This window comes from Dapis brunnea BLCC-M229 (genome assembly GCF_050015995.1).
Lineage (GTDB): Bacteria > Cyanobacteriota > Cyanobacteriia > Cyanobacteriales > Microcoleaceae > Trichodesmium.
On sequence record NZ_JBNHEP010000170.1, the window covers coordinates 34,691 to 59,622 of the forward strand.

At 34.7% G+C, this 24,932-nt stretch carries 16 protein-coding genes and 1 pseudogene; 7 read left to right on the plus strand and 10 right to left on the minus strand.

Annotation, left to right across the window (positions count from 1 at the left end; genetic code table 11):
* The coding region (locus ACP6PM_RS19400; RefSeq protein ID WP_426587490.1) for an Ig-like domain-containing protein at positions 1 to 2,396 on the plus strand (2,396 nt) is incomplete at its 5' end.
* Positions 2,397 to 3,171: 775 nt separating this feature from the next.
* Positions 3,172 to 4,239: an LOG family protein gene (locus ACP6PM_RS19405; RefSeq protein WP_426587492.1), complete on the plus strand. Its 1,068-nt coding sequence runs from the start codon at positions 3,172 to 3,174 to the stop codon at positions 4,237 to 4,239.
* 441 nt (positions 4,240 to 4,680) lie between these two features.
* On the opposite strand, the gene ACP6PM_RS19410 is transcribed toward ACP6PM_RS19405, so the two are convergent.
* The 3 genes from ACP6PM_RS19410 to ACP6PM_RS19420 form a co-directional block, all read right to left on the minus strand.
* Positions 4,681 to 6,180: a DUF2079 domain-containing protein gene (locus tag ACP6PM_RS19410; protein WP_426587496.1), complete on the minus strand. Its 1,500-nt coding sequence runs from the start codon at positions 6,178 to 6,180 to the stop codon at positions 4,681 to 4,683.
* 466 nt (positions 6,181 to 6,646) lie between these two features.
* Entirely contained in the window at positions 6,647 to 8,134 is a 1,488-nt protein-coding gene (locus ACP6PM_RS19415; protein WP_426587498.1) for a DUF2079 domain-containing protein, read from the minus strand.
* Between the two features lie 881 nt (positions 8,135 to 9,015).
* Positions 9,016 to 9,876 carry a sulfotransferase gene (locus ACP6PM_RS19420; RefSeq protein ID WP_426587500.1) on the minus strand — a complete coding sequence of 287 codons (861 nt, stop codon included), beginning with the start codon at positions 9,874 to 9,876 and terminating at the stop codon, positions 9,016 to 9,018.
* Positions 9,877 to 10,686: 810 nt separating this feature from the next.
* Here ACP6PM_RS19420 and dxr point away from each other — a divergent pair.
* The 5 genes and pseudogenes from dxr to ACP6PM_RS19445 form a co-directional block, all read left to right on the plus strand.
* Positions 10,687 to 11,850 (plus strand): annotated as a pseudogene (dxr, locus tag ACP6PM_RS19425) (1-deoxy-D-xylulose-5-phosphate reductoisomerase); the annotation flags it as partial.
* 24 nt (positions 11,851 to 11,874) lie between these two features.
* Entirely contained in the window at positions 11,875 to 12,339 is a 465-nt protein-coding gene (locus ACP6PM_RS19430; protein ID WP_426587551.1) for a tetratricopeptide repeat protein, read from the plus strand.
* Positions 12,340 to 12,793: 454 nt separating this feature from the next.
* Positions 12,794 to 14,314, plus strand: coding sequence for a site-2 protease family protein (locus ACP6PM_RS19435; RefSeq protein WP_426587501.1), 1,521 nt, complete (start codon positions 12,794 to 12,796; stop codon positions 14,312 to 14,314).
* Between the two features lie 308 nt (positions 14,315 to 14,622).
* Positions 14,623 to 15,009 carry a nuclear transport factor 2 family protein gene (locus ACP6PM_RS19440; RefSeq protein WP_426587503.1) on the plus strand — a complete coding sequence of 129 codons (387 nt, stop codon included), beginning with the start codon at positions 14,623 to 14,625 and terminating at the stop codon, positions 15,007 to 15,009.
* Positions 15,010 to 15,534: 525 nt separating this feature from the next.
* The gene (locus ACP6PM_RS19445; RefSeq protein ID WP_426587505.1) at positions 15,535 to 16,089 is read left to right on the plus strand and encodes a Uma2 family endonuclease; all 555 of its coding nucleotides are present in this window, start codon (positions 15,535 to 15,537) and stop codon (positions 16,087 to 16,089) included.
* Between the two features lie 697 nt (positions 16,090 to 16,786).
* Here ACP6PM_RS19445 and ACP6PM_RS19450 read toward each other — a convergent pair.
* The 7 genes from ACP6PM_RS19450 to ACP6PM_RS19480 form a co-directional block, all read right to left on the minus strand.
* On the minus strand, positions 16,787 to 17,989 hold the full coding sequence (locus ACP6PM_RS19450; RefSeq protein WP_426587507.1) for an NAD(P)/FAD-dependent oxidoreductase: 1,203 nt from the start codon (positions 17,987 to 17,989) through the stop codon (positions 16,787 to 16,789).
* A 175-nt stretch (positions 17,990 to 18,164) separates the two neighbouring features.
* Positions 18,165 to 18,329: a hypothetical protein gene (locus ACP6PM_RS19455; protein ID WP_426587509.1), complete on the minus strand. Its 165-nt coding sequence runs from the start codon at positions 18,327 to 18,329 to the stop codon at positions 18,165 to 18,167.
* Between the two features lie 639 nt (positions 18,330 to 18,968).
* Positions 18,969 to 19,748: an amino acid ABC transporter ATP-binding protein gene (locus tag ACP6PM_RS19460; protein WP_426587511.1), complete on the minus strand. Its 780-nt coding sequence runs from the start codon at positions 19,746 to 19,748 to the stop codon at positions 18,969 to 18,971.
* 108 nt (positions 19,749 to 19,856) lie between these two features.
* The gene (locus ACP6PM_RS19465; RefSeq protein WP_426587513.1) at positions 19,857 to 20,960 is read right to left on the minus strand and encodes a restriction endonuclease; all 1,104 of its coding nucleotides are present in this window, start codon (positions 20,958 to 20,960) and stop codon (positions 19,857 to 19,859) included.
* Complete coding sequence (gene yhdJ / locus ACP6PM_RS19470; RefSeq protein ID WP_426587515.1) at positions 20,961 to 21,803, minus strand: adenine-specific DNA-methyltransferase; 843 nt, start codon at positions 21,801 to 21,803, stop codon at positions 20,961 to 20,963. It lies immediately after the preceding gene.
* Between the two features lie 51 nt (positions 21,804 to 21,854).
* Complete coding sequence (locus tag ACP6PM_RS19475) at positions 21,855 to 23,066, minus strand: amino acid ABC transporter permease (protein WP_426587518.1); 1,212 nt, start codon at positions 23,064 to 23,066, stop codon at positions 21,855 to 21,857.
* A 385-nt stretch (positions 23,067 to 23,451) separates the two neighbouring features.
* Positions 23,452 to 24,618, minus strand: coding sequence for an amino acid ABC transporter permease (locus ACP6PM_RS19480; protein WP_426587520.1), 1,167 nt, complete (start codon positions 24,616 to 24,618; stop codon positions 23,452 to 23,454).
* Positions 24,619 to 24,932 lie beyond the last annotated feature (314 nt).

Genomic DNA, 24,932 nt, shown 5'->3' on the forward strand with positions numbered 1-24,932 from the left:
AAGAAACAGACGAAGGAACTCCCATAACCTTCAATATTACCAACAACGACAGTGATAGCGATGGGGAACTAGACCTAACAACAGTAGACCTAGACCCAAGTACACCAGAAAGAGAAACAACAAGAACAGTAGAAGGAGAAGGAACTTACACAGTAGATGATGAAGGAAACCTCACCTTCACTCCAGAAACAGGTTTTGTCGGAACAGGAGGTATAACCTACACAGTAGCAGACAACGAAGGGGCAACATCAAACAGTGCCAATATTACAGTTACAGTCAATAATGTTAACCAACCCCCAGTAGCAGAAGATGACAGTGAAGAAACAGACGAAGGAACTCCCATAACCTTCAATATTACCAACAACGACAGTGACAGCGATGGGGAACTAGACCTGACAACAGTAGACCTAGACCCAAGTACAACAGACAGAGAAACGACACGAACAGTAGCAGAAGAAGGAACTTACACAGTAGATGATAGTGGCAACGTAACCTTTGCTCCAGTTGCAGGTTTTGTGGGTACGGGAGGTATAACCTACACAGTAGCAGACAACGAAGGGGCAACATCCAATGAAGCCAATATAACAGTCACAGTCAATAATGTTCCAACTCCGACTCCAACTCCAGAAAATATACCCCCAGTAGCAGAAGATGACAGTGCTGAAACCAACGAAGGAACCCCAGTCACATTCAATATCACCAATAACGACAGTGATAGCGATGGGGAACTAGACCTGAAAACAGTAGATCTAAACCCAAATTCAAAAGAAAGGGAAACAACACGAACAATAGCAGGAGAAGGAACCTACCAAGTAGACGATAGTGGCAACGTAACCTTTACTCCAGAAGCAGATTTTGTTGGCAACACATCTATCCGCTATATAGTGGCAGACAACGATGCCGGATTCTCAAATCAAGCAAATATTCAAGTCACAGTCAACAATGTTCCAACTCCGACTCCGACTCCAACTCCAGTTCCAACACAACCACCTATAGATATTGACCTTTCATGTCCCCCTGCTCCAACTATAGAACTTGTAAACTTACCTGCTATGCCATCTATTGTTCTCAATTCAGGTGAGTTTGAACAGGTACAATTTGGTACTGAAGGTAATGACTTTATCTTTAGTAATGGATTTAATGAAGCTGTTGATGCTTTAGGTGGTAACGATACGATAGAAGGTATTGATGGTCCTGATATCTTGTTTGGCGGTGAGGGTAATGACTCAATTTTTTCCGATCGTGGTCAAGACTTTGTAAATGGTAAGGAAGAAAATGATACCATCTTTGGAGGTAAGGAAGATGATAGTATTCGTGGAGGTAAAGGAGACGATGAAATCTGGGGTGATATAGGCAATGATATTATCTTAGGTGAAAATGGTGATGATATTCTTTGGGGTGGTACTGCAGGTGGTACTGATAAAGACGTATTTGGTAGTGATACCATTGTCGGCGGTAGTGGTAATGACTCAATTAACGGCAACCGTAGTAATGACTTACTGATAGGTGATATAGGATCTGATAGCATTCGTGGTGGAAAAGAAAGCGATACTATGTTCGGAGGAGAAGGTGACGATATGCTTATGGGCGAAAATGGCGATGATTTTATTGTTGCCGATCCCGTATCGAATTCTTCAGAAGCAGCTATTGGAGCAGATTCTGTTTATGGAGGTTTGGGTAATGATGTCCTAGCAGCTAGTCGTGGTGACGATATTATGTTTGGAGGTGACGATAATGACTTCATGTATGGAGGTAAGGATAATGATTCAATGTTGGGAGAAGAAGGCAACGATACTCTCTTAGGACAGGAAGGAAATGACACAATCTTTGGTGGTAACACGACTCTAATTGAGGTTGATTTATTAGGTCAAGATTTAATTGATGGTGGTGCAGGAGATGACTTCCTCAGTGGCAACCATGCTGAAGATACTATTATTAGTGGTACTGGTAATGATACGGCACGAGGTGGTAAAGGTGATGACAACCTATATGGTGGAGCTGGAGACGATGTTCTCTTTGGAGATCAAGGCAATGACACTATCTGTGGAGATGAAGGTAATGACAGCATATTTGGTAATGCTGGTGATGATATTCTCTTTGGTGATGATGGTGACGATCTGCTAGATGGTGGGGAAGGTAACAATACATTAATTGGTGGTAGTGGTAGCGATCGCTTCGTGCTAAACCTGGATCAGGGGTTAGACTTCATTGCTGACTTCAATATTAATGAAGATTTCGTAGTTTTAGATGATGGGTTAGTTTTAGACCCACAACAGTTAACTATTGAAAACGTTGACAACAATACTCAAATATTATTGGATAATCAACTTTTGGTTACCCTAGAAAATATTGTTATTAGTGAAGAACAAATCATAAGTCAGTTAACTAATATCTAATAATTAATAGACATCTCCGGAAAAGAGGGAACAGGGAACAGGGAACAGGAAGAAAGAATAGATAATTTCTGGATGAGAATTGATTTGATTTTTAATTTTCGGAGATGTCTAATAGAAGTCGCCATTACTTTTAGAACATATTGAATAACTGAAGCAACGGGATATTAATAGTCCAGTAGTGGCGCGTCAAGCTTGAAAATGTGGGCAAAAAAACCTAACCCAACCCCACAACTATCCCCCCTTACCCCCCTTTCAAAGGGGAGGGCTGTTTCAAAAAGTAATAAGCAGAGATTTTCGGATTCTACAGCCGTTTAGCCCTAGAAAAATCCCCAAATAATGCGATTATTTACTGATATTTGCAGGAATCAGTTAATTACTCAGGGAGTAATTATTCTGATGAGAGTAGCTCAAACGACTGAAAATTGATTAATGAACTAAAATAATTGCGGGACAAATTTGATGATTTTTCCACAAATAGTTGGGAAATCTCCCCCCTAAACCCATCTCCCTATCTTCCCATCTCTCTTACAAGAGAATGAAACAGCTCTGCTTTTCAAAGGGGGCAAACTCTCCCCTATCAAGAGGAGGAGAAGGCTTGGGGGAGAGGTCTTCGCTCGTTGCTCGTTCAAATACCCACAATTTTAATCTAGACACGCTACTACAAATTTTATTATTGAGTAGTGTAACTTACTCAGAGATTACTTCTGACAACTGATAACTGATACCTGATATCTGTTATAAGTAAATAAAGTTGTCTAGGATATAGAAACAATCTATGGCCTCAGATTTTGATAAATCCACAATTGAATTTATTGAGGCGGAAGTGAGCAAATTACTCAAGAATTTGCCTAACTTGAAACAGCAAAAATGGATCGGGCGATCGCTCTCCACTATAGTTCGTATGGCAGGAGAAGAACTTGAGCGTCTAGACTGGAAGATATTAGCTGCCTCTTTACAAGATATGGAAAAGGGATTTAAAACATTTTATCCCTATCGCCATATTCGTAAAATTACCATATTTGGTTCTGCACGAATATCCCCAGATACTCCAGAATATAAAATGGCAGTACAGTTCGCTAATAACATTACTAAACAAGGTTTTATGGTAATGACGGGTGCTGGTCCGGGGATAATGCAAGCTGGTAATGAAGGTGCAGGAAACGACAAATCTTTCGGTCTAAATATTCAGTTACCTTTTGAGCAAGAGTCTAATCCATTCATAGAAGGTGACAATAAATTAATTAACTTTAAATACTTTTTTACTCGTAAATTATTTTTCCTCAAAGAAAGTGATGCTTTGGTTTTATTTCCTGGTGGTTTTGGTACCCTAGATGAGGCATTTGAAAGTTTAACATTAACACAAACAGGTAAATATGGTCCTGCTCCTCTGGTATTAATAGATTATCCTGGTGGAAATTATTGGCATGACTGGAATGATTTTATTCATAAACAATTGCTGCGACGAGGTTTAATTAGTCCAGAAGATACTAATTTTTATACTATTACTGATAACTTAGAATCAGCTTATCAAGCGATCGCCAGTTTTTATCAAGTATATCATTCTAGTCGTTATGTAGGAGAGAAGTTTGTGATTCGTCTCAACTCAGAAATTTCACAAAATAATGTAGACTTTTTGAATCAAGAATTTAGGGATATTTTGACTGTAGGAAAGATTGAAAAAAGTCAAGTGTTACCAGAAGAGTCAGAAGATGAAACTTCCCACTTACCACGTTTAATTATGAACTTTAACCAAAAAGATACAGGTAGACTATATCAAATGATTGCTCAGATAAATCAAATGGGAGAAAATACAACAGAATTAACTCATCCAGAGCATAAGTAATTAATATCATGTCCGGTAGCATCGGTATTGTAAAAGGGTAATAATTCAGAATTCAGAATTCTGAATTCTGAATTCTGAAATTTGCTTTGGAAGGCTTTAGTTATCTAGGAATTAAGGGTATTAACCCCGAAAAAACTTAAATTTTCTGTAGATATTCATCCTTTGGTTTATACGCTCCGATACCAGCGGACATGATATAAGTCATAATTTACACAAAGCATCTATAAATTCGGTTTTTTGTAGGGGCAATTTATGAATTGCCTGATTAATCAAAAACCAGCAGATTTAATATTAATTTTGGCAGAAGTCTATTCTTTATTTACGACGTTGGTGATGGGTCGCTATGATTTTCTGGTATTGTAGAAACAGGGTTTGTTTTAGGTTTCTTAGCATACTGATATCTGTCTCCAAAAAACCCAGTTTCTCATAACACTTTCGCGATTATTTCATAGCTCTATTCACCAACTCCTGATTTTCAAACAAATAAACATCATCCTGTTGGTAACTAAGCTGAAATTCTGAATTAACCTTGAGTTTATCGACTAATTTACGCGAATATTCCTGACTACTTTTCCAACCGGGATGACGTACATTTACTAATACATAATCATACTCAGCTAAAGCTTCATCTCTAGGTAAATTATCTTCTTCAACAATTAACTTAATAAACTGACGGTGACTTAAATGAGGAGTAATTTCCGAAGTAGTTAAAACACCACCTTTTGTCTGAACTAAACTAACTGCCGTTCGTGCTGCTTGCCAAGTATCTAAATAATCTAAATAAATCGACCAAAAATAACCATATTTAGCCAAAGCTAAAAATCCGATGCAAGACCAAATGATTATAAATTTTGGTAAGCGGTTACTAACAATTGTAGATATATTTTTACCCTTATCTTCTTGGGGGCGACGTAAATTCCAGAGCCAATACCATAAACCACATTTACCATCAGCGATCGTATAAATTACAGCCATTAACAAAAAAGGCAATATTGGCAAAGAATATTGATGAATTAAATCTCGTTGAGCATCAATTTTAGAGAGAATATTCATAGCTAAAACTGGAGAAGCAGCTATTAAAGGAGTTAAATATTTAGGAGCAATCCACCAAATTATCGGCAGATTTAGCAAAAATAAATATTCTAAAGTTTTGAGAGAAATTAATCTGCCAAAAACCAGTTCGGGTCTTAACAAAAGATTCAATAAAATTTCTGGTATGGAGTTTCCTAAATATCGATAACGTCCGACTCCTCCTGGTGGTAGACCGTCCTTAAAATAAGGTATTAGTATCTGAGTAGCAATAATAAACCAAGCCACACCAGCAAATAAAGCTATTGCACCACATACTCGCTTTTTTTCATAGAAGTATAACCAAAAACCCATGGCAGCGACAGGTAAAGATAAAGCATCTTTACAACCTAAAACCCAAAGAATAGCTAAACAAAACCAAACAGTTTTATCTAATTTTGCTGCTAAAATTGCTCCTAAGATTGCTGACAATGCCATTACCTCTGGATGAAAATCAAATAAGTTGAGATTAAACACCACTGGGTATAATAAATAAACCATTACTATAGCAAAAGCTTGCTGTTTATTTAACCCTGCATGACGCGCTAAACTCCAAGTAGGTAAAGTTCCTATTGCTAAACAAATTGCTTGTATTAATAATAGCCAATAAACTGAAGGATAAATTTTATAAAGTAATGCCACGGGATACATTGCCCAAGCAGCATGATTACCTAAATGATGTATGTCTAAAAAAGAAGAAATGGGAGGTAAACCTTGACTTATTAAATAAGTAACTTGGTCATAAATTCCCATTTCAAAAGCACTAGATTGAAATAATAAGTGACGCACACTGCTACAGATAAATAAAATTATGGCAGCAATGATGGTTATTTGAAATAGAAGCTCGGATTTTAATCGTTTGAGAATTACCATATTTAGCAGTAAGTAAAAGCTCGTAGTAGGGCTTTAGCCCTGTCTATACTTCGGGCTAAAGCCCTACTACAAACAAAGACTTTGATAGTTATTTGAAGTAAAAAATCAGATTTTAATCGTTTGAGAATTACCATATTTAGCAGTAAGTAAAAGCTCGTAGTAGGGCTTTAGCCCTGTCTATACTTCGGGCTAAAGCCCTACTACAAACAAAGACTTTGATAGTTATTTGAAGTAAAAAATCAGATTTTAATCGTTTGAGAATTACCATTTTTAGCGGTTGGGGGGCTAGGTTTTACCCACAATTTTAATCTAGACACGCTAGTAGTATGAGAAAATCTTGAAAAATATAGATTATAGGGGTTAGTATAAACAAGACAGGCCAACTTAATTATGGAATAATTGGGGACTTAAACGTAAAAATAACACAGTTGTTTTTGTTCTTTTCTATTAGTTTTTTCCCTACTCCCTACTCCCTTCTTCCAAATACCATTACATCATTTTGTTGATAATTTAACTCCCATTCTTGGTTATTTTGGAGATTTTTAGACAGAATAATACTAGCCTCTTCAGTATCCGGCCAAGGATGACGTAAATTCAAAACTACATAATCAAATTCATCTAAATTATCTGGTTGTGTTTGATTTAATAATTTTACCATTGAACGATGAGTAAAATGGGGTGCTAATCGATTATCTGTGAGTACCCCTCCTTTAGTTTTGACGTAAGTAATTGCATTATTTGTGGCTTGCCAAGTATCAAAACTACCCACATAAGAAAATAAACTTGCTACATTACCAAATAAGAGAAATATTAAAGTAGACCACAAAATAATTATTCGGGGATATTGAAAATTTGGTATTGGTAATCTCAGATTAAATTTGGGAATTTCTAACTTGATTATCCAACTTGATTCTATCTGAATACTTTGATTTTCTGTTTGATAAGCTGCTGCTAAACAGGAAATTACTGTTAATAATAAAAAACTAATTGCAGGTAACGAATACTGATAATTTAAACTTCTCTGAAATGATACTTCAGACAGAACATTCAACATAATTGTTGGAATAGTTGGAATTAGAGGGATAAGATTGGGTAAGATAGCTTGATTTGTCTGAAGCAGTGGAAATATTCCCCAAATTACAGGTAAAAATAACACAAAAATATATTTGATAGTTTCCCAAGATAATATCTTCCCTAACACTGCTCCTGGTTGTAGCAAAATATTAATTATTATTCCCACAACCGAATCTCCCAGATAACTATAACGACCAACTCCAGCTACTTCTTCACCACTGAAAAAAGGAATTATTCCCTGAGTGACAACTATAAACCAAAAAATACCTAAAAAAAGAGCAATTAAACCACAAAACTTACGCTTTTCAAAACCTAGTAACCATAAACCTATAAAAGCTACAGTCAATGATAAAACCGCTTTACAACCTAACACCCAAATAATAGCCAGACAAAACCAGAAAATACGCTTTAGTCTAGCTGCTAAAATTGCCCCTAAAATAGCAGGCAAAGCCATTACTTCCGGGTGAAAATCAAATAAATTGATATTAAAAATTACTGGGTATAAAAGATAGGAAATAGCGATCGCTACTGCTTGTCCTCGATCTAACCCCGCAAGTCTGGCCAAACACCAAGTAGGCCAACTTCCCAAGGCTAAACATACAGCTTGTAGTAAAAGTAGCCAATGGACATCAGGATAAATCATATAGAATAATCCTAGAGGATAGACAGCCCAAGCTGCATGATTTCCCAGATGGTGATACCCCAAAAAAGAAGAAATGGGAGATTCTCCTTGACTAATCAAATATACAACTTGGTCATAAATACCCAAGTCAAATCCTGTAGAGTAGAACAAGGCATGGCGTAAACTACTACAGATAAATAAAACTAATGCTGCTATAATAACTAGCCTACTCACAACAGGCGGTGGCAAAAGCGTCATATTTTAAAATCCCACATTCCGCACGTCAATTTGTAACAGAAAAAGTAGCACAAAGCACAAAAACTGGCGATTCTCTAAGTATTTATACCACTTCATTAATGGATAATGGATAATTACCTCTCCCTTTTAGGGAGAGGATTGACTAATAAGGAAAAAATTTATTCTCAAGGGGAGATTTTGATATGTCGTTTCGGCTAAGAGCCGACATGAAAAGCGGAGCGGCTGTAAGAGCGGGAAACCTCGCCATCCCATCCTGACGGAATGCTCCGCAAACGACCGCTTTTTTCCCTTATCCTAAGGGGAGGCTTTTAACCTAAACTGTTTAATTATTTAATTATTTAATTATTAATTATCCGGTAAATTATCTTTAATTAGCCTTTGCTAAGAGTCAAATCATCAGCAAAATATTCAGCAAAATATTAAGTATAAATAATTAATTTATTTCGAGAATTAGCGACTACTACTCGCTCCTGACTGTACATCGGCAATTCTACAGCTTTCCTACCTGACTAGTGATCTTTATATACTAGGTTTTGAAGTACGGAATGTAGGTTAAACCTTATTTTTTTGCGTTGCTGAGTGGTAATGATTTTTAGATTAAGTATCAACGCTAAACATAAGTTTTTCAATTTTACCTTCAGCTACTTACCATTACATTTCAGCAACGCCTATTTTTTTGCACTTTTTCAACAAGTATTCCCATAATTTTTTCACTCATTTTCTGAATAGCTTATATCAATTTGAAAAAAGAATGTTACAAATAGTTTGAAACTTTAGATGTGAAATAATTTCCTAAAATTACTGTAGTGTCAAAGTTTTGAATCTATAAAATCTTACTTTTAACTTTTAACTTTTGAATGGGTGACTTCCGTGAAACGGTATTAGTTAGGATTTTTCACGAAGCTACAATACTCAGAAAGTGTTGACACACAACTTTCAAACTGTTTAATCCCTTCTGCAATTGATTTCGGAGCTATTTTTTGTGCTAATTTTCTAGGATTTCTGACAATACGACCTGCTTTGATGTTCTCTTTAGAATCACCTATTCCAGCCATTCCTGTTTTATTCGTTACTTTGTATTCTTCCGAAAATTCTGATTTTGTTCCAAGAACTTTTTTTAAAGCATCAAAAACTAAATCCGTTTGATTCACCAGTTGATCGTAGGTAATTAGCAAACTCCGTTCTTTGTTATTAATTAACTTTGCATATCTTTCTAAAGTTGATAAGCGTTCTAAATAGTAATTCAATGCTTTTTCTTCACTCCAGTGTGGCTTGAGATCGAGAATACTAGCTATTGTTCTCTCTGGATCTCTGATGAGAAATATACTATATAATTCTTCCGAAGTTAACAATTTTTCATCTAAAAAAATCTTATTGTGTAAAGCTTTATCGAGAATATATTTATGATTCATTCTCAATTTTTTTAAGTCTTGCAACCTGCGAATATTTTGGGTTTTATGATACACTTTAAATACTAATTTATTCAAATCAAATTCAGAGGCATATTGAATGTGAGTTTCGCCATATCCTAAAATTTCTCTATGAGAACTTAATATATTAGCTAATAATGAAGAACCAGAACGCATATGGCTGAGAATAAAAAGGAACTTGTATGGTTCCGTTCTGAACATTGCTCGGTATGGGTCTTCAACTTGATTAATTCTCATGTCATAATACTTATGAATCATGTCATTTTTAATAAGTCGGATAGATTGACGTATTTCCTTAATTAAATTATTCATATTTCACAGAAATAAATTTTTGTTATATATATAATAGCTTATTGAGAAAATTCTGGGCAGGTTTACTAAGTTTTTAACTATCAGTTTTGATGGTTATGCTATATCTAGTCTATTAGACATCCGGTGATAATAAAAAATCAAATCAATTATCGCACATAAATAATCAATTATTTCCCCCTACTCCCTACTCCCTCTTTTCCGGAGAGGTCGATTTTCTTTATACTATTATCTTACATATGGGGAATATTAAAGGTGGAAAAAAAATATCATAAATGACATTATTTTTCCAAGTTAAATTTTAATAATTGTCAAAAAACAAGACTTAAGTATGATTGGGTGGTGGTGCATAGTAATGGTAAAGGAAGCACTGGGAGTGTGGGGTGATGGGGTGATGGGGTGATGGGGAGTGTGGGAGAAATTAAAAAATATATATCCTCACCATTACCATGCAGGACTACCTATGATTGGTTTGAAAAAAAACATAATATTCCTGTACATTCTTCGCTCATAAATATTTTTTTAGACTAATAGAACAAGATAAACTTATAACTGAACGATATTTTTAAATATCAAATTTAATTCACTCACTAGAAACTTATGTTGTTTAATCCATGAGAGGATAAATATCCATACAACAGTATATGTAATTTTTGATGAATCTGCAATAATTTGTAATCATAATTCTAATTTATCTTTCAATTGTATTAAAAATCTGAATCACTAAAATCTATTACCCCAGTAAGCTTGTTCTTAACCCAAAATGACCAATGAATCGTATAGTGGAATTGTGGATAACTTCCTAAAAAAAATATGAAAGCAATTACAATCTTGGGATCTACAGGGTCTATTGGTACTCAAACCTTAGACATTGTGACTCACAACCCAGACAAATTTCGAGTTATTGGGTTAGCTGCTGGAAGCAACGTCAAAATATTGGCCCAACAGGTAAGACAGTTTCGCCCTCAAATTGTTGCTATTAATGATGAGTCCAAATTTCTGAAACTACAAGAGGCCATTGCTGACCTCCAACCTCAACCTCAATTGTTTGCTGGCCAAGATGGTGTGATAGAAGTAGCTAGATATGGTAAATCAGAAGCAGTAGTGACAGGTATTGTCGGTTGTGCTGGTTTATTACCTACTATTGCTGCGATTAAAGCAGGCAAAGATATTGCTTTAGCAAATAAAGAAACACTTATCGCAGCAGGTCCAGTTGTTAATCCTTTAATTGAAAAATATGGAGTAAAATTATTACCAGCAGACTCAGAGCATTCAGCAATTTTTCAATGTCTTCAAGGTATACCTAAAGATGGTTTACGCAGAATTATTTTAACTGCTTCTGGTGGAGCTTTTAGAGACTGGCCAATTGAGAGATTATCAAATGTAAAAGTGGCAGATGCTATTAAACATCCTAACTGGTCAATGGGTAGAAAAATCACAGTTGATTCTGCCACAATGATGAACAAAGGTTTGGAAGTTATTGAAGCTCATTATTTGTTTGGATTGGATTATGACAATATTGATATAGTCATTCATCCTCAGAGTATAATTCACTCTTTAATAGAGTTACAAGATACTTCTGTTTTAGCTCAATTGGGTTGGCCGGATATGCGTTTACCTTTGCTTTACGCTTTATCTTGGCCGGAAAGGATTTATACTGATTGGGAACAGTTAGATTTAGTTAAAGCTGGAACTCTGACTTTCAAGGAACCTGATAATTTGAAATATCCTTGCATTCAGTTAGCTTATGCTACAGGTCGTATGGGTGGTTCTATGCCTGCAGTTTTGAATGCAGCAAATGAACAGGCTGTAGCATTGTTTTTAGAAGAAAAAATTCCTTTTTTGGATATTCCTAAATTGATTGAATATGTATGTGAAAAACATAAGTCAAGTTATCAAGAAAATCCTAGCCTCGATGATATTTTGTCTGCAGATAAATGGGCTAGAAAAGAGGCTTTAGCAGGAAGTAGCATAGTAAGTAATTCTCTAACAAATGTCAACTTGGTTAATGCTAATAAAACTCAAGTAGATACAAAAAAAAATTATTTAGAAACAGAAGTATCGACAACAACAGAAAATGAGCAGCCAGAATTTAAGGATTTTTATGAACGGGGATTAGCTAAATATGAACAACAAAATTATCAATCAGCCTTAGCAGAATTCGATCTGGCAATAGAGAGAGACCCTAGTCATGCAGATGCTTATATTTATAGAGGTGATGTTAAAGACAAATTAGAAGACTATCAAGGAGCAATTGCTGATTATAATGAGGCGATTAAAATAAATTCTACCTATCCAAAAGCTTATTATAGACGGGGAAATGTACTGCGAAAAGTGGGGGATAATTGGGGAGCGATCGCCGATTATAATCAAGCAATTAGACTAAATCCAAATTATACATCTGCCAAGCATCGGAGTCATATTCATGTTGATGTAGAAGGTACAGAAAAATTACTACAGGAGTAGCTTTACCTAATTATTTTTCTGGCAAGAGAAAATCATGATTCACTCAATTATTATCAGCAATATTTGAAGTCAAAAATTAATCGACTAAAAAAAAATATTTAGGTAAAAAATTAGGCAAATATAATACTAAGGATAACTGAAACTTTTATCAACTATAATCGTAAAAAATTAAGTTGTGAAATTATTCAAAGATAGTTATAAACAATAAAAAAATAAACAAGCCAACTATTTCCTTTGAGAATCAAACAATGTTTTTATATATCTATGGAAAGCTTATTGCTTGTTACCAGAAAATAAGGTCTCAAGCCTCTCCTTGGCTGTGGCGCGAGCTGTTGCTCTACAAGGGGATAAAAAAAGAAAATTCAATGTTTCAAGCCTCCTTATTACAATGGATAAGGAGGTATTGATAACTGTTAACTGATAACTGAAGTGACTTTAGAATCTCACATAAATTATGTATACTACATCCGAAAATACAACCACAGTAATAGTAGCTTTGATTGCTCTGGGAATTCTGGGCTGGGGATACTACAGAGCTAGACCTTATGGTAAAACAGGCATTTTAGCCTGGTTACAATCAGTAGTTTTAATGGCACCTTGGCTACTATTTTTTGCTCTATTTGCTGCGGGAATTTATATCAACTTAGTATTGATTCTATTTCTGCTAATAGCTTGTACAGGATTGTACATTTATTTGGGAAGGCAATTACGAATAATAGCAGCTCAAGAAGCAGAAAATAAACCCGAGATTCAATCCATTAGTAACTCCTCAAAACCTGCTTTCAGCGAAGAGAAAACTCAACTACCAAATCTAGAGAAAATAGAAAACGAGGCAGATAAAAAAGAAGAAACTCTAGAATTTATTCCTATTCCAACTGAAGACTTGCAAAAAGTTAAAGACATTTTTGGTATCGATACCTTTTTTGCAACAGAAACTATTCCTTATCAAGAGGGAGCTATTTTCAAGGGAAATTTACGGGGAGATACAGAAAAAGTTCATACTATATTATCAGCAAAATTGGCAGAAAAACTGAGCGATCGCTACCGACTATTTTTATTGGAAAGTCCAGAAGCTAAACCAGTAGTTATCATTTTACCAAGCAAAAATGACCCATTACCTGCCACTACATCCCAAAAAATTCTGGCAGTTATTCTATTACTTGCGACTATTGCCACCAGTTTTGAAGCGGGTGGGTTGTTGTTAGGGTTCGACTTTTTCAACCAACCCATGAGATATCAAGAAGCATTACCCGTTGTCATTGGTCTGTGGATAGTTTTGGGCGGTCACGAAATAGCTCACCAAGTCTTGGCAAAACGTCACAATGTTCGCTTTAGTTGGCCGTTCTTTCTCCCCGCTTGGCAAATTGGTAGTTTTGGTTCTGTTAACCGTTTTGAGTCCACGATCCCTAACCGAAGAGTTCTGTTTGATGTCGCTTTTGCTGGACCTGCTGCGGGAGGAATAATTTCTTTGGCAATGTTATTAGGAGGTTTGTTACTTTCCCACGAAGGTAGTATGTTTCAGATGCCATCAGAATTTTTCAAAGCTTCTGTTTTGGTGGGAAGTTTGGCGCGAGCGATTTTAGGTCCGGCAGTACATCAAAATATAGTAGATGTTCACCCACTGGCAATTATGGGTTGGTTGGGTTTACTTATTACAGCAATTAATCTGATGCCAGCGGGTCAGTTGGATGGTGGTAGAATTATTCAAGCAGTTTATGGTCGGAAAGTTGCAGGTAGAGCAACATTTTTCACTTTTATAGTCTTGGCGATCGCTTCTTTGGTTAATCCTTTGGCGTTGTATTGGGCGATTATTATTTTGGTATTACAGCGAAATTTAGAACGCCCTTGTTTAAATGAATTAACTGAACCAGATGATGCGCGAGCTGCTTTGTGTTTGTTAGCTTTGTTTTTGGCGATCGCTACTTTGTTCCCTCTAACTCCAGCTTTAGCTGGTAGGTTGGGTATTGGCGGTTAAGTCTTTACTGAATTAGAGTATGATTTTTCTGTAGGAAGACCGTTAAAAATTGAGGCGTTGCTGAATAAAAGTATGATTTTACAGGAGTCAGGAGTCAGGAAGCGCGGCAGTTAGAGGGGAAATAGGTCTGCTTTAGATATTATAAATTTAGGAATTTCATACAGTGTTTCAGCAACGCCAAAATTGAAAAATAAGAATGGTTCAATCTCTAGAATACCGTTATCATCAAATTCATAAAAACGGAATCAAACAAACTAGCAGTTTTTTGGAGAAAAAACCTGAATGAAGTCATAATGGGAAGATAAATTATGAGTAACATTGATGTCATTAAGCGCCTTTATCAAGCATTTTCCGAAGGTGATATTGATTCAGTATCTGCATTGCTAGATCCCTCTATAGAGTGGATTGAATCAGATGGAATTCCTTATGGTGGTGTTTTTAAAGGATACGAAGCAGTTTTAAATGGAGTCTTTGCCAAAATTGGGGCAGAGTGGGATAACTTTACAGCTCATGTAGATGAGTTTATTGATGCAGGTGATATTGTAGTCACCCTTGGAACTGACAGTGCTACCTATAAAGCAACTGGTAAGAAGATGATAGCACCGACGGCTTCCATCTGGACATTGAAAAATGGCAAAGTAGTAAAGTTTAGACAATATATTGATACTTTGGCAGTCGTCAATGCTATCGAGTAATTATAGAACCTATTTGATATTTTTGCAAACGTATGTACTTTTGGGATAGGAGTCAGGAGGGAAGAGGAGGAAGTTTTTTGTTTCGCTCCGCGTTTCATGTCGCGCAGGGAAACGGACTTCTATCGCTAATTATCCGCACATAATATTATTGCTATTTTTATCCTTCCCCCACTCTCCCCTATGCCACCCAATCAGATGTAGCAAAATTTTTGAGATTTGGTATAATATAATGTTAGTTGGTATCGTTTCTGTAAAAACTCAATAAACATTTACCCTAGGTTTAAAGTTTTTTCTTCTTTAAATTATAACTTCTGACTTCTGATTTACCTCTACTATGCAATACTAATGCTACCGGAGTTGATATAATATCATGTTCAGGTTGAATAGTTATAATTAAAGCTTGTAGTAGGGCTTTAGCCCTATCTATATATCGGGCTAAAGCCCTACTACAAACAAAAATTTTTTTTATCACTAATTATCCAGACATAATATAAGTTCTGATTTAGCTAAATAATAAAAATAACTATGATTGTAGAGACACAACTAAATTTAGAACAGTTTTTAGCTCTTCCAGAAGGGGATATTACTTATGAATTAATTGAAGGAAAAGTACAATCTAAAATGTCTCCAAAAAGATTTCATTATCGCTTAAAAGGTACTCTTTATCTACTTCTTACTAACTGGAGTAAATCAAAAGGAGAAGTAGAAATAGAATGGGGAGTTACTCTACAAATAAATGGAAAAGATTGGGTTTCTTTACCCGATTTGTTATATATTTCTTATGAGAAATTACCCGTAGAAAGATTTGAAGATGAACTGTGTCCGTTTCCTCCTGAATTAACTATTGAAATTATATCTCCTGGTCAATCTTTTGGGGATTTAAGTGAAAAAGCAACAGATTATTTGAATGCAGGAGTTTTAAGAGTTTGGATTGTTGATTCACAAGCAAAAAGCATTACTATTTTTTATCCTGATGCTCCGCCACAAACTAAACGAGGGCAAGAAAGTTTAAAAGATGAAGTTTTGCCAGAATTAGAAATAACTGTTGAACAAGTTTTTCAGCAAGCAGGGTTAATTTAAATTCAAAAGGCAAAAGTTAAAAGGCAAAAGTAATAGGGAAATCCAATTATTATAAAGTATGTTTCATCTTTAAAAATGTCATTTACCCAGTGCGAGCTAGAAGCTCGCCAATATTCTTCCAACTTTTCCCTGTTCCCTATACCCTATACCCTATTCCCTGTTATAACTGATAACTGAAATGACACTTACTGTTGATTTACAGCGCTTTTCAAATTGATGAACTAGATCGTCACAACCAAAACCCACTAGGGACGTTCCATGGAACGTCCCTACTTTGGTCTACCGAAATGAAAACCGCTGTAAAAGGTATTGCTACTGCTTTATCAATTTTTGTCTAACCCGAACAAAAGGAAAAGTTTTTATTTGTCTTAGGAGCTTTGATAACCAGATTAATTAGTTTGAGAAAAATTCCTGAAATTATGGAAATTGATTCTGAATAATTGTTGCAAATATTGGATTTATTAGGCATTGAGTTTTCCTATCTTTCTTCAGAGGATATAGAGCAGGAACAAAGGTAGTAAAATCTTGAAAATTTTAATTGATTCGTCTCCTATCATCTTTTTAATTGAGGAAAAAATAGAAATAGGTAATAAAGATAAATTTTATCAAAATCTAGTCAAAATCAAATTTAGAATTTCCCGTTCTATTTTTGATGCTCTATTTCGTGATATTTAGGAGTTGAAGAGCGGAAATGGCACTAAATTTCAACACCTCTAGCTTCTTCAACTTGAACAGTATCGGGTGTTAAATGTCGCCATCTAAACCTTTGGGAAAATTGATTTGACTTCCCTTCCACAACATCTGCTGCAATTTCCCCTAATAAAGGTGCCATTTTAAATCCATGACCGCTACCACCACTACTAACAGAAAGACCTTGAATTTCTGGATGGTTATCTATCCAGAAGTGTCCGTCAAGGGTATCAGTATATAAACATCTGCGAGTATATACCAAAGGTGCATCTACCAGATCGGGGAAAGTCATCTTTAGAAAAGACCGCATCTTCTCCACCTCATTATCCTTAATTTGGCGATCGCTATTTTCAGGGTGAATAGGTACACCAGTAGAATGTTTGGCTATCTTGACAACACCATATTTAGGTAAAAACGGAAAACCATACCAACCAGAATTAGAAATATCGGCAGCAAAAACACTCAAATAAGGTGATGAAAAATATTTGGGGTTTTGAGGTTTTAACCAAAAGACAGGATGACCAGTCACTTTCATGTAAGGTTGTAGCTCTGGCAAAAGATAGGGAGTATTAGCACCTGCTGCTACCAACGCATGACCGCATTGAAAAGTATTTCCTTCTCTAGTTTTGACTCCTTGTAGCTTTCCGTTTTCAACGATAAAACTTTCTGCGGTTTGCCATTGATAAATTTCTACACCCAAAGAGCAAGCATACTCAGTCAGTTTTTCCACTACTAAGGAAGATTCTACATAACCTGCTTTGGGATTAAAATTGGCATCTATGTAAACTGAGGTATTCACCACCGGAAAACGTTCTTTGATACTTTCAGCATTCATTCTATCTGGCGAATAACCACTTTCGATAAGATTTTGATAACTTGATTTTTCAAAGCTGTGGCGATCGCTTTCAATCTTATCTTTGCAAAGCATTAAAAAACCTACTTCGTGATACAACTTTTCCCCGAAAAGCTCATTCCACTCTTTCCATCGGTCAATACATATTTCTGCCATGTGGAAATATTCTCGATCCGTGCCATATTCCATACGCACAACTTTAGTAATATCAGTAGAAGCTGCCAGATGATGGGGAATAGTATCTGGGTTGATAACTGCCACCTTATATTTTCTTTTTCCTAATTCCACGGCAGCAGTAATACCAAATATGCCACTACCTACAATTAGAAAGTCATATTTTGTATTGGGATTTTTCATTAGACATCTCCAATAATAAAAAATAAAATCAATTATCCCAAAGAAATCATCAATTATTTCCCCCCTACTCCCTACTCCCTCTTTTATTGTACAATTTTCCTCTACTTCTTATTCAATCAAATTAACTTAAAAATTTCTCCCTCTACTCAACATTTTTTATCTCAATTTTTGATAATTATTCTACTTCATAGTTAAATTCTACTTTGCTCTGCTTAATTACCTCCTCTAATATATGGCTTAAATATCCTATTTCTACACTATGGTAAAAACCTTCTATAATAGTTGGTAAATTAATTATTTCTTCTATACAATTCATGTACTTATCGACTATTAGATTCACAGAGTATTGCTTTTCTGCGTTTTTTCTAATTTTTTCCAGTAATTTATCTCTACTTTCAGTAGATTTAATGAAATATAGGATATTTTTCTATTTTATCAATATCTAAAAAAACTTTTTAAAATCCCTTGTTTCTGTAACCTGAAAAAATCTACCTAATGGTTTCATTACAAAATCTATGCCTCCGTCATTGGCATTAGTTCGCCCTGTTTTGTACAATTTTAAATTTTCTTGTTGTATATCTTCTAGGTCAAAGCCAAAAAATACAGTCTGTTCATGTTAATAATATTTCAAAATGCTATAGCTAACAATCTCAAACAATCTTGCATCTATTTCAGTAAAAGTGTAACAATAAAACCAACAGCTTCATTTCGATTTGCTTCTGTTAATTGACTGATTTGCTGGCAAGACTTAATGAAGTCTTCAAAAGCAACTCACTTGATTACTTGGTTGAATAAAAAATCATGTATATAGACAAAGTAAGGATAATTTTAGTTATTTATATTTAAAATATCAGACTTTTTGATTCTACGCAATCTCTACATAAGCTAAAATGACGTGAGTAAATGAATCAAACCTATTCCTCGTATACTTTACCAAGTGGTATAGAAAAATATTTTCTCAACACCAGATTTTAGAAATCTACAATATCTGTGACAAAAACTTCCGGGTACGCTCTTCTTTCGGGTTTTGGAAAAATTCCTCTGGGGTTGCCTCCTCTACTAACAACCCATCCGCCATCAACACAATTCTATCTGCTACCTCCCTGGCAAACCCTACCTCGTGAGTCACCACTACCATCGTCATTCCCGAATCTTCTGCTAAACTGCGCATAACATCCAAAACTTCTCGCACCATCTCCGGGTCTAATGCTGAAGTCGGTTCGTCAAATAACATAATTTTTGGCTGCATCGCTAAAGCACGAGCGATCGCCACCCTTTGTTGCTGACCCCCCGAAAGTTGACCGGGGAATTTTTTCGCCTGTTCCAAAATACCCACTCTTTCCAAAAGTTGCATTGCCACTTCCTCCGCCTTAACTTTTGGCCATCGGCGCACCCAGATAGGGGCTAAGGTAACATTTTGCAAAACTGTGAGGTGAGGGAACAAATTAAACTGCTGAAATACCATTCCCACTTCTCGTCGAATAGCCTCAATATTTTTCAAATCGTGGGATAAATTAATACCATCAACAATAATAGTACCTTTCTGAAATTCCTCTAGAGCATTAAAAGTACGGATAAAAGTCGATTTACCAGAGCCACTTGGCCCCATAATTACTACCACTTCCCCACGTTTTACTGTAAGACTTACTCCACGGAGAACATGAAAATTATTGCTGTACCATTTCTGGACATCTGTGGCAATAATTCCTATATTGGCATCTATTTTTGCTTCAGTTTTGTTTGTTTCTGCTTGTTTCATTTTATTCTTTAGGGAATAGCTATTAGTATTAAATCAAATAAGGTTATCATATTTTGTCGCCATCCTAAATGGGATTAAATCATTTTTTATGTTAACTTTTAGTAATTATTATACTTCATAGTTAAATTCTATCTTGCTCTGCTTAATTACTTCCTGTAATATACTACTTAAATATCCTATTTCTACACTCTGGTAAAAACGTTCTATAATGGTTGGCAAATTTATGATTTCTTCTATGCAATTCATATATTTATCGACTATTAGATTCACAGAGTATTGCTTTTGTGCATTTTTTCTAATTTTTTCCAGTAATTTATCCGTATTTTCAGTAGATTTTATGACGAAAGTTATAGGATATTTTTCTATTTTATCAATATCTAAAAAAAACTTTTTAAAGTCCGTTGTTTCTGTAACCTGAAAAAATCTACCTAATGGTTTCATTACAAAATCTATCCCCCCGTCATTGGCATTAGTTCGCCCTGTTTTGTATAATTTTAAATTTTCTTGTTGTATATCCTCTAAATCAAAACCAAAAAATACAGTCTGTTCGTGGTAATAATATTTCAAAATACTATAGCTAACAATTTCAAACAATCTTGCATCTACATTTGGCTGTAAAAGTGTAACAATAAAATCAACAGCTTCATTTTGATTTACTTCTGTTAATTGACTTATTTGCTGGCAAGATTTAATGAACTCTTCAAAAGCATTTGTTTTGGTCGAAATATACAGCTTGATTATTTGAATAATGATTTTAGCCAGATTATAAGTTTGTTCTTCAATTATACAAACGAGTAAATTTTCATTGAACCAATATCTATTGTTTGAAGGTTCTCTAATAACCGGAACATAATCACAAGTCGGGAAATATTTTTTAAACTCTTGGTTTAGTCTGTGGTTCAAAGCATGGTTTTGTAATTTTTGACCAAAAGGTAACTCCCTTTGTCTGCGTAAAAGTTCAGAATATTTGCTACCTTCATAGGAAATATATCTACCACTTTCATCAAACCCATTTTTCACATAATCTTCAACTAAAACATAAATAGCATATAAATTACCAAAAGAATTTCTGGCTTTCGAGCCTCGATTAGCAGCCCTAGTTTTCAGATTAATATATTGTAAAATAGGAGAAATTGAGTATATTAATTCTGATTTATTTCCATAAATATCTCTCAGAACATTTTTGATTACTTTTGTAAATTCATGTTCCATCTAATCACCCATATTTAGGTCTAAAGTTAATTGAACATCTTGATTCTTTAAAATAGTATGATGACTTTGAGCTTCAGAAACAGAATTCAATCTTTCTAATCCTAATTTTACATATTCTTCTTCTATTTCTATACTGATAGATTTCCTTCCCAATTTTTGAGCGACTACGGATGTAGTAAATGTTCCAGCAAATAAATCTAGAATCAAATCGCCAGGACTACTACTTGCTTTAATAATTCTTTCCAATAAAGCTTCTGGTTTCTGAGTCGGATGATTTCTATACTCAGCCATTTTATATCTCACTCTAGGAATATACCAAACATTACCAGGCACTTTTTTAGAATTATAAACTGTTGGATTTTGTTTGCGATAATCAATCAATTTACGCACTGCACCTGTTTTAGCTTCAATCTTTATTTCTTCAGCGTTAAATATGTAATTATTTTTATCTTTTACCCCAAATAAAATTGGTTCATATAAAGAACCAAAATATTTTTTTGCCTGAACTCCCGAACTATCGTAATACCAGATAATTCGGGAAAGAATAGTAATTTTATCCCTTAAATATATGTCTATATATGGCATATATTGTGTTGCTGCCATAATGTAAATAGTACCTGTAATTTTTAATTTTCTCAGGCATAAATCTAGCCATTGATAACACCATTTTATATACTCATCATCAGAATTCCATTTTTTTTGCTTGCCATTAAATTTCTTACCAATATTATAGGGAGGGTCAGCAAATATTAGGTCAATACTACCGTCTTTTACGCAATCATCCAAAACAGAAATTATATCTCCCAAAATAATTTTGTTTTCTGCAAATTTCCTAACTTTCATTTCACTTTTAAAAAACTTTTTTTCACAAATGATTTAGGGTTAGCACATAAATCAATGAGTAGTATTTAATTTTTTCTCCAATTGCCGACTACCGACTGACATGGCATAACAAATAATCCAAAAAAGTATACCATCAAATAAATAAACTTCGGCATAATCTCCTAAAAATTGAGGTTGAGCTAAAACCGAACGACTAATACCCAATAATTCTACTAATCCCACAATTGATAATAGAGTTGTATCCTGAAATAGACTAATAAATTGACCGACTATGGAAGGAATAGCTACTTTTAAAGCTTGAGGTAAAACAATTAATCCTACACTTAATGGAGTATTTAAACCTAATGCTTTCGCCGCTTCAGTTTGACCTCTAGGTACAGATTGTAAACCACCTCTAACATTTTCTGCTAAATAAGCGGAACTAAATAAAGTTAATCCTAAAATTGCTCGTAAAATTCTGTCAGGTCGCATTCCATCTGGTAGAAAGAGAGGAATCATAATTTGCCCCATAAATAGAATTGAAATTAAAGGTAATCCCCTAATAATTTCAATATAGCCAATAGAAAATATTCTAATTACTGGCAATTTACTTTGTCTGCCTAAAGCTAATAAAACTCCTAAAGGAAAAGATAAAAAAATGCTAACTAAAGAAGTTAGTATAGTTAGCATTAAACCACCCCAGTCATTTGTAGATACAGATTTTAAACCTAATCCGCCTCCGATTAACCAGAGAATTAATATAAATGCAATAAACCAAGTAAAAGATAGATATTTACCTAAGTTGCTATTTTTTTTACCTAATTGTTTTCCTATCCAGGCAGTAGCAATAACTAAAATCACCATTCCTACCAGTAATAATTTAAATGGCATAGCTACAGGAATTAATAACAGAATAGCAGGTAATACAGCGATAAAAATTAATACTGGCAAGGTAAATAATGTAGCTGAGTTTCTAGCAATAATTCCCCAAGAGAAACCAGAAAAACTAGAAATTATGCCGACTATTAACCAGATACGCCAATATTGGTCTCTGGGATATCTACCTACCATTAATAATGGCAAGTTAACTTTAATGACCTGCCATTCTGCTTCTGTTGTTGCCCAGAAAATAAAGTTAGTTATTGCCCCCAAAATTAAGCTGAATAATATTAGAGTTAGTAAGATATTGTACCAGGTACTAAAAAAATTTTTTCTCAGCCATTCTATAGAATTAGTTTCTGAAAATGGTGGAGCCGAGGATTTATTTGTATTTATTGTTTTCATATAAGTAGGGATTGCTGATAATTAGGTTTGTAGTAGGGCTTTAGCCCTAGTGAACTGTTTCATTTAAAATAGTGTTTTAGACTTGTCATTGTACCTAGAGAAAATTATCTCTTAAAAGTTTGCTATTGCAACATTTAAAGTGAAATACTCCACTAGAGTAAATCTTGGGAGCTAAACTTCTACTACTAAAAAAGTGTCAGTCTAGTAGAGTGCGTATTTACGGCTAAAATTTAAACTCTGAAAGGTATTTAGCAATTTGTCCTAACTCACCATTCTAGTTATGTTTTTCTACTAGGATAAATACTTGGGGGGCTAAAGCCCTGCTATAAACAAAATTTAATTTATAAAAAAGCAATTTATGTCTCTTTGCTCTTCCATTATAATCTTATCTTTCTGTTAGTTGAACAGTTTTATTCAAGAAATTCATACACAATGAAATTGTCAAATTTATAGAAAGATAAACTGCCATAATTAAAATAAATACTTCTACTGGACGACCTGTTTGATTATAAGTAGTATTAGCCACAGCATATAAATCTGGATAACCAATAGCTATTGCTAAACTAGAATTTTTGGCTAAGTTCATATATTGACTATTTAATGATGGAATCATCACCCGTAATGCTTGAGGGAAAATTACCAACCTCATAACTAAACCAGACTTTAATCCTAAAGACCTCGCTGCTTCCCATTGCCCTTTCGGTACTGCTTGAATGCCAGAACGAACAATTTCTGCAATAAAAGCACCTGTATAAAAGACTAATCCTACTAATAAAGCTGAAAGTTCTAATGTTAAATTTAATCCCCCTTCTGTGCCTCCTGTTTCTGTTGCAATAGGTGGTTGCCAACCCAGAGCAAATACAATAATAAATACTGCAATAATTCCCATACTAATTAATGCAATAATTTGTGGTTGACCAGATGCTGCTTTTTCTGTCATTAATTTATTCCGCCATTGCCAAATAAACATAGCAGCGATCGCTCCTACAACTAAAACTATTAACCATAACCAAAAATTCAAAGTATTTTCCGGCCAAGGAATAGCTATTCCTCGTTTACTCATAAATATTGGTCCGGGTAATTCTAATTTTTCTTGTGGTCTGGGTAAACTGAAAAAAACTGCAAAATACCAGAAAAATAATTGCAATAATAGAGGAGTATTTCTGACAACTTCGACATAAACTCGATTCAAATTCCGCAGTAACCAATTTTCAGAAAAACTGGCGATACCTGCCAATATTCCAACTATTGTTGTGAATAAAATTCCTAAAATCATTACTCGCAGAGAATTAACTAAACCTGCTAATAATACTTGAGTATAGGGGTCGTTTGGTTTGTAAGGAATCAAGCTTTCACTAATACTAAATCCTGCTTCATTATCTAGGAAACTGAAGCCAAACTTTGTGCCTTGTTGTGCTAAATTTCGGCTGAGGTTGCTAATCATTATAGTTACAACCGCAACAAAAATTACTATGGCAAGAACTTGTAAAGCAATACGCCAAAATCTATCATCTCGCCATAGGGGAATTTTTTGATTCTTCTCGTCAATCATTTTTTAGGGAGTAGGGAGTAGGGAATAGGAAGTAGTTATAATCAATGGTTAAGGAAAAAGTAGCGTAAATATAGCGCTCCTAAATAGGTTGTAAAATTTTATCGTAGGGGTTTGGTCTCCAAACCCCATCTAACCTATTTGTTTCAGAATGGGAATTTTGATAATTTGTCAAGTATGTAGAAAATAGCAAAATTTTCAAGAGCAAATATACCCGCTTCTGCATAATTTCTATTTAATTTCCTGCCGATAAATTTTCATCCCCATCTACTTTATCAAAATAATTGATTTTAAAACCCCGCCTTGATTAACGAAAT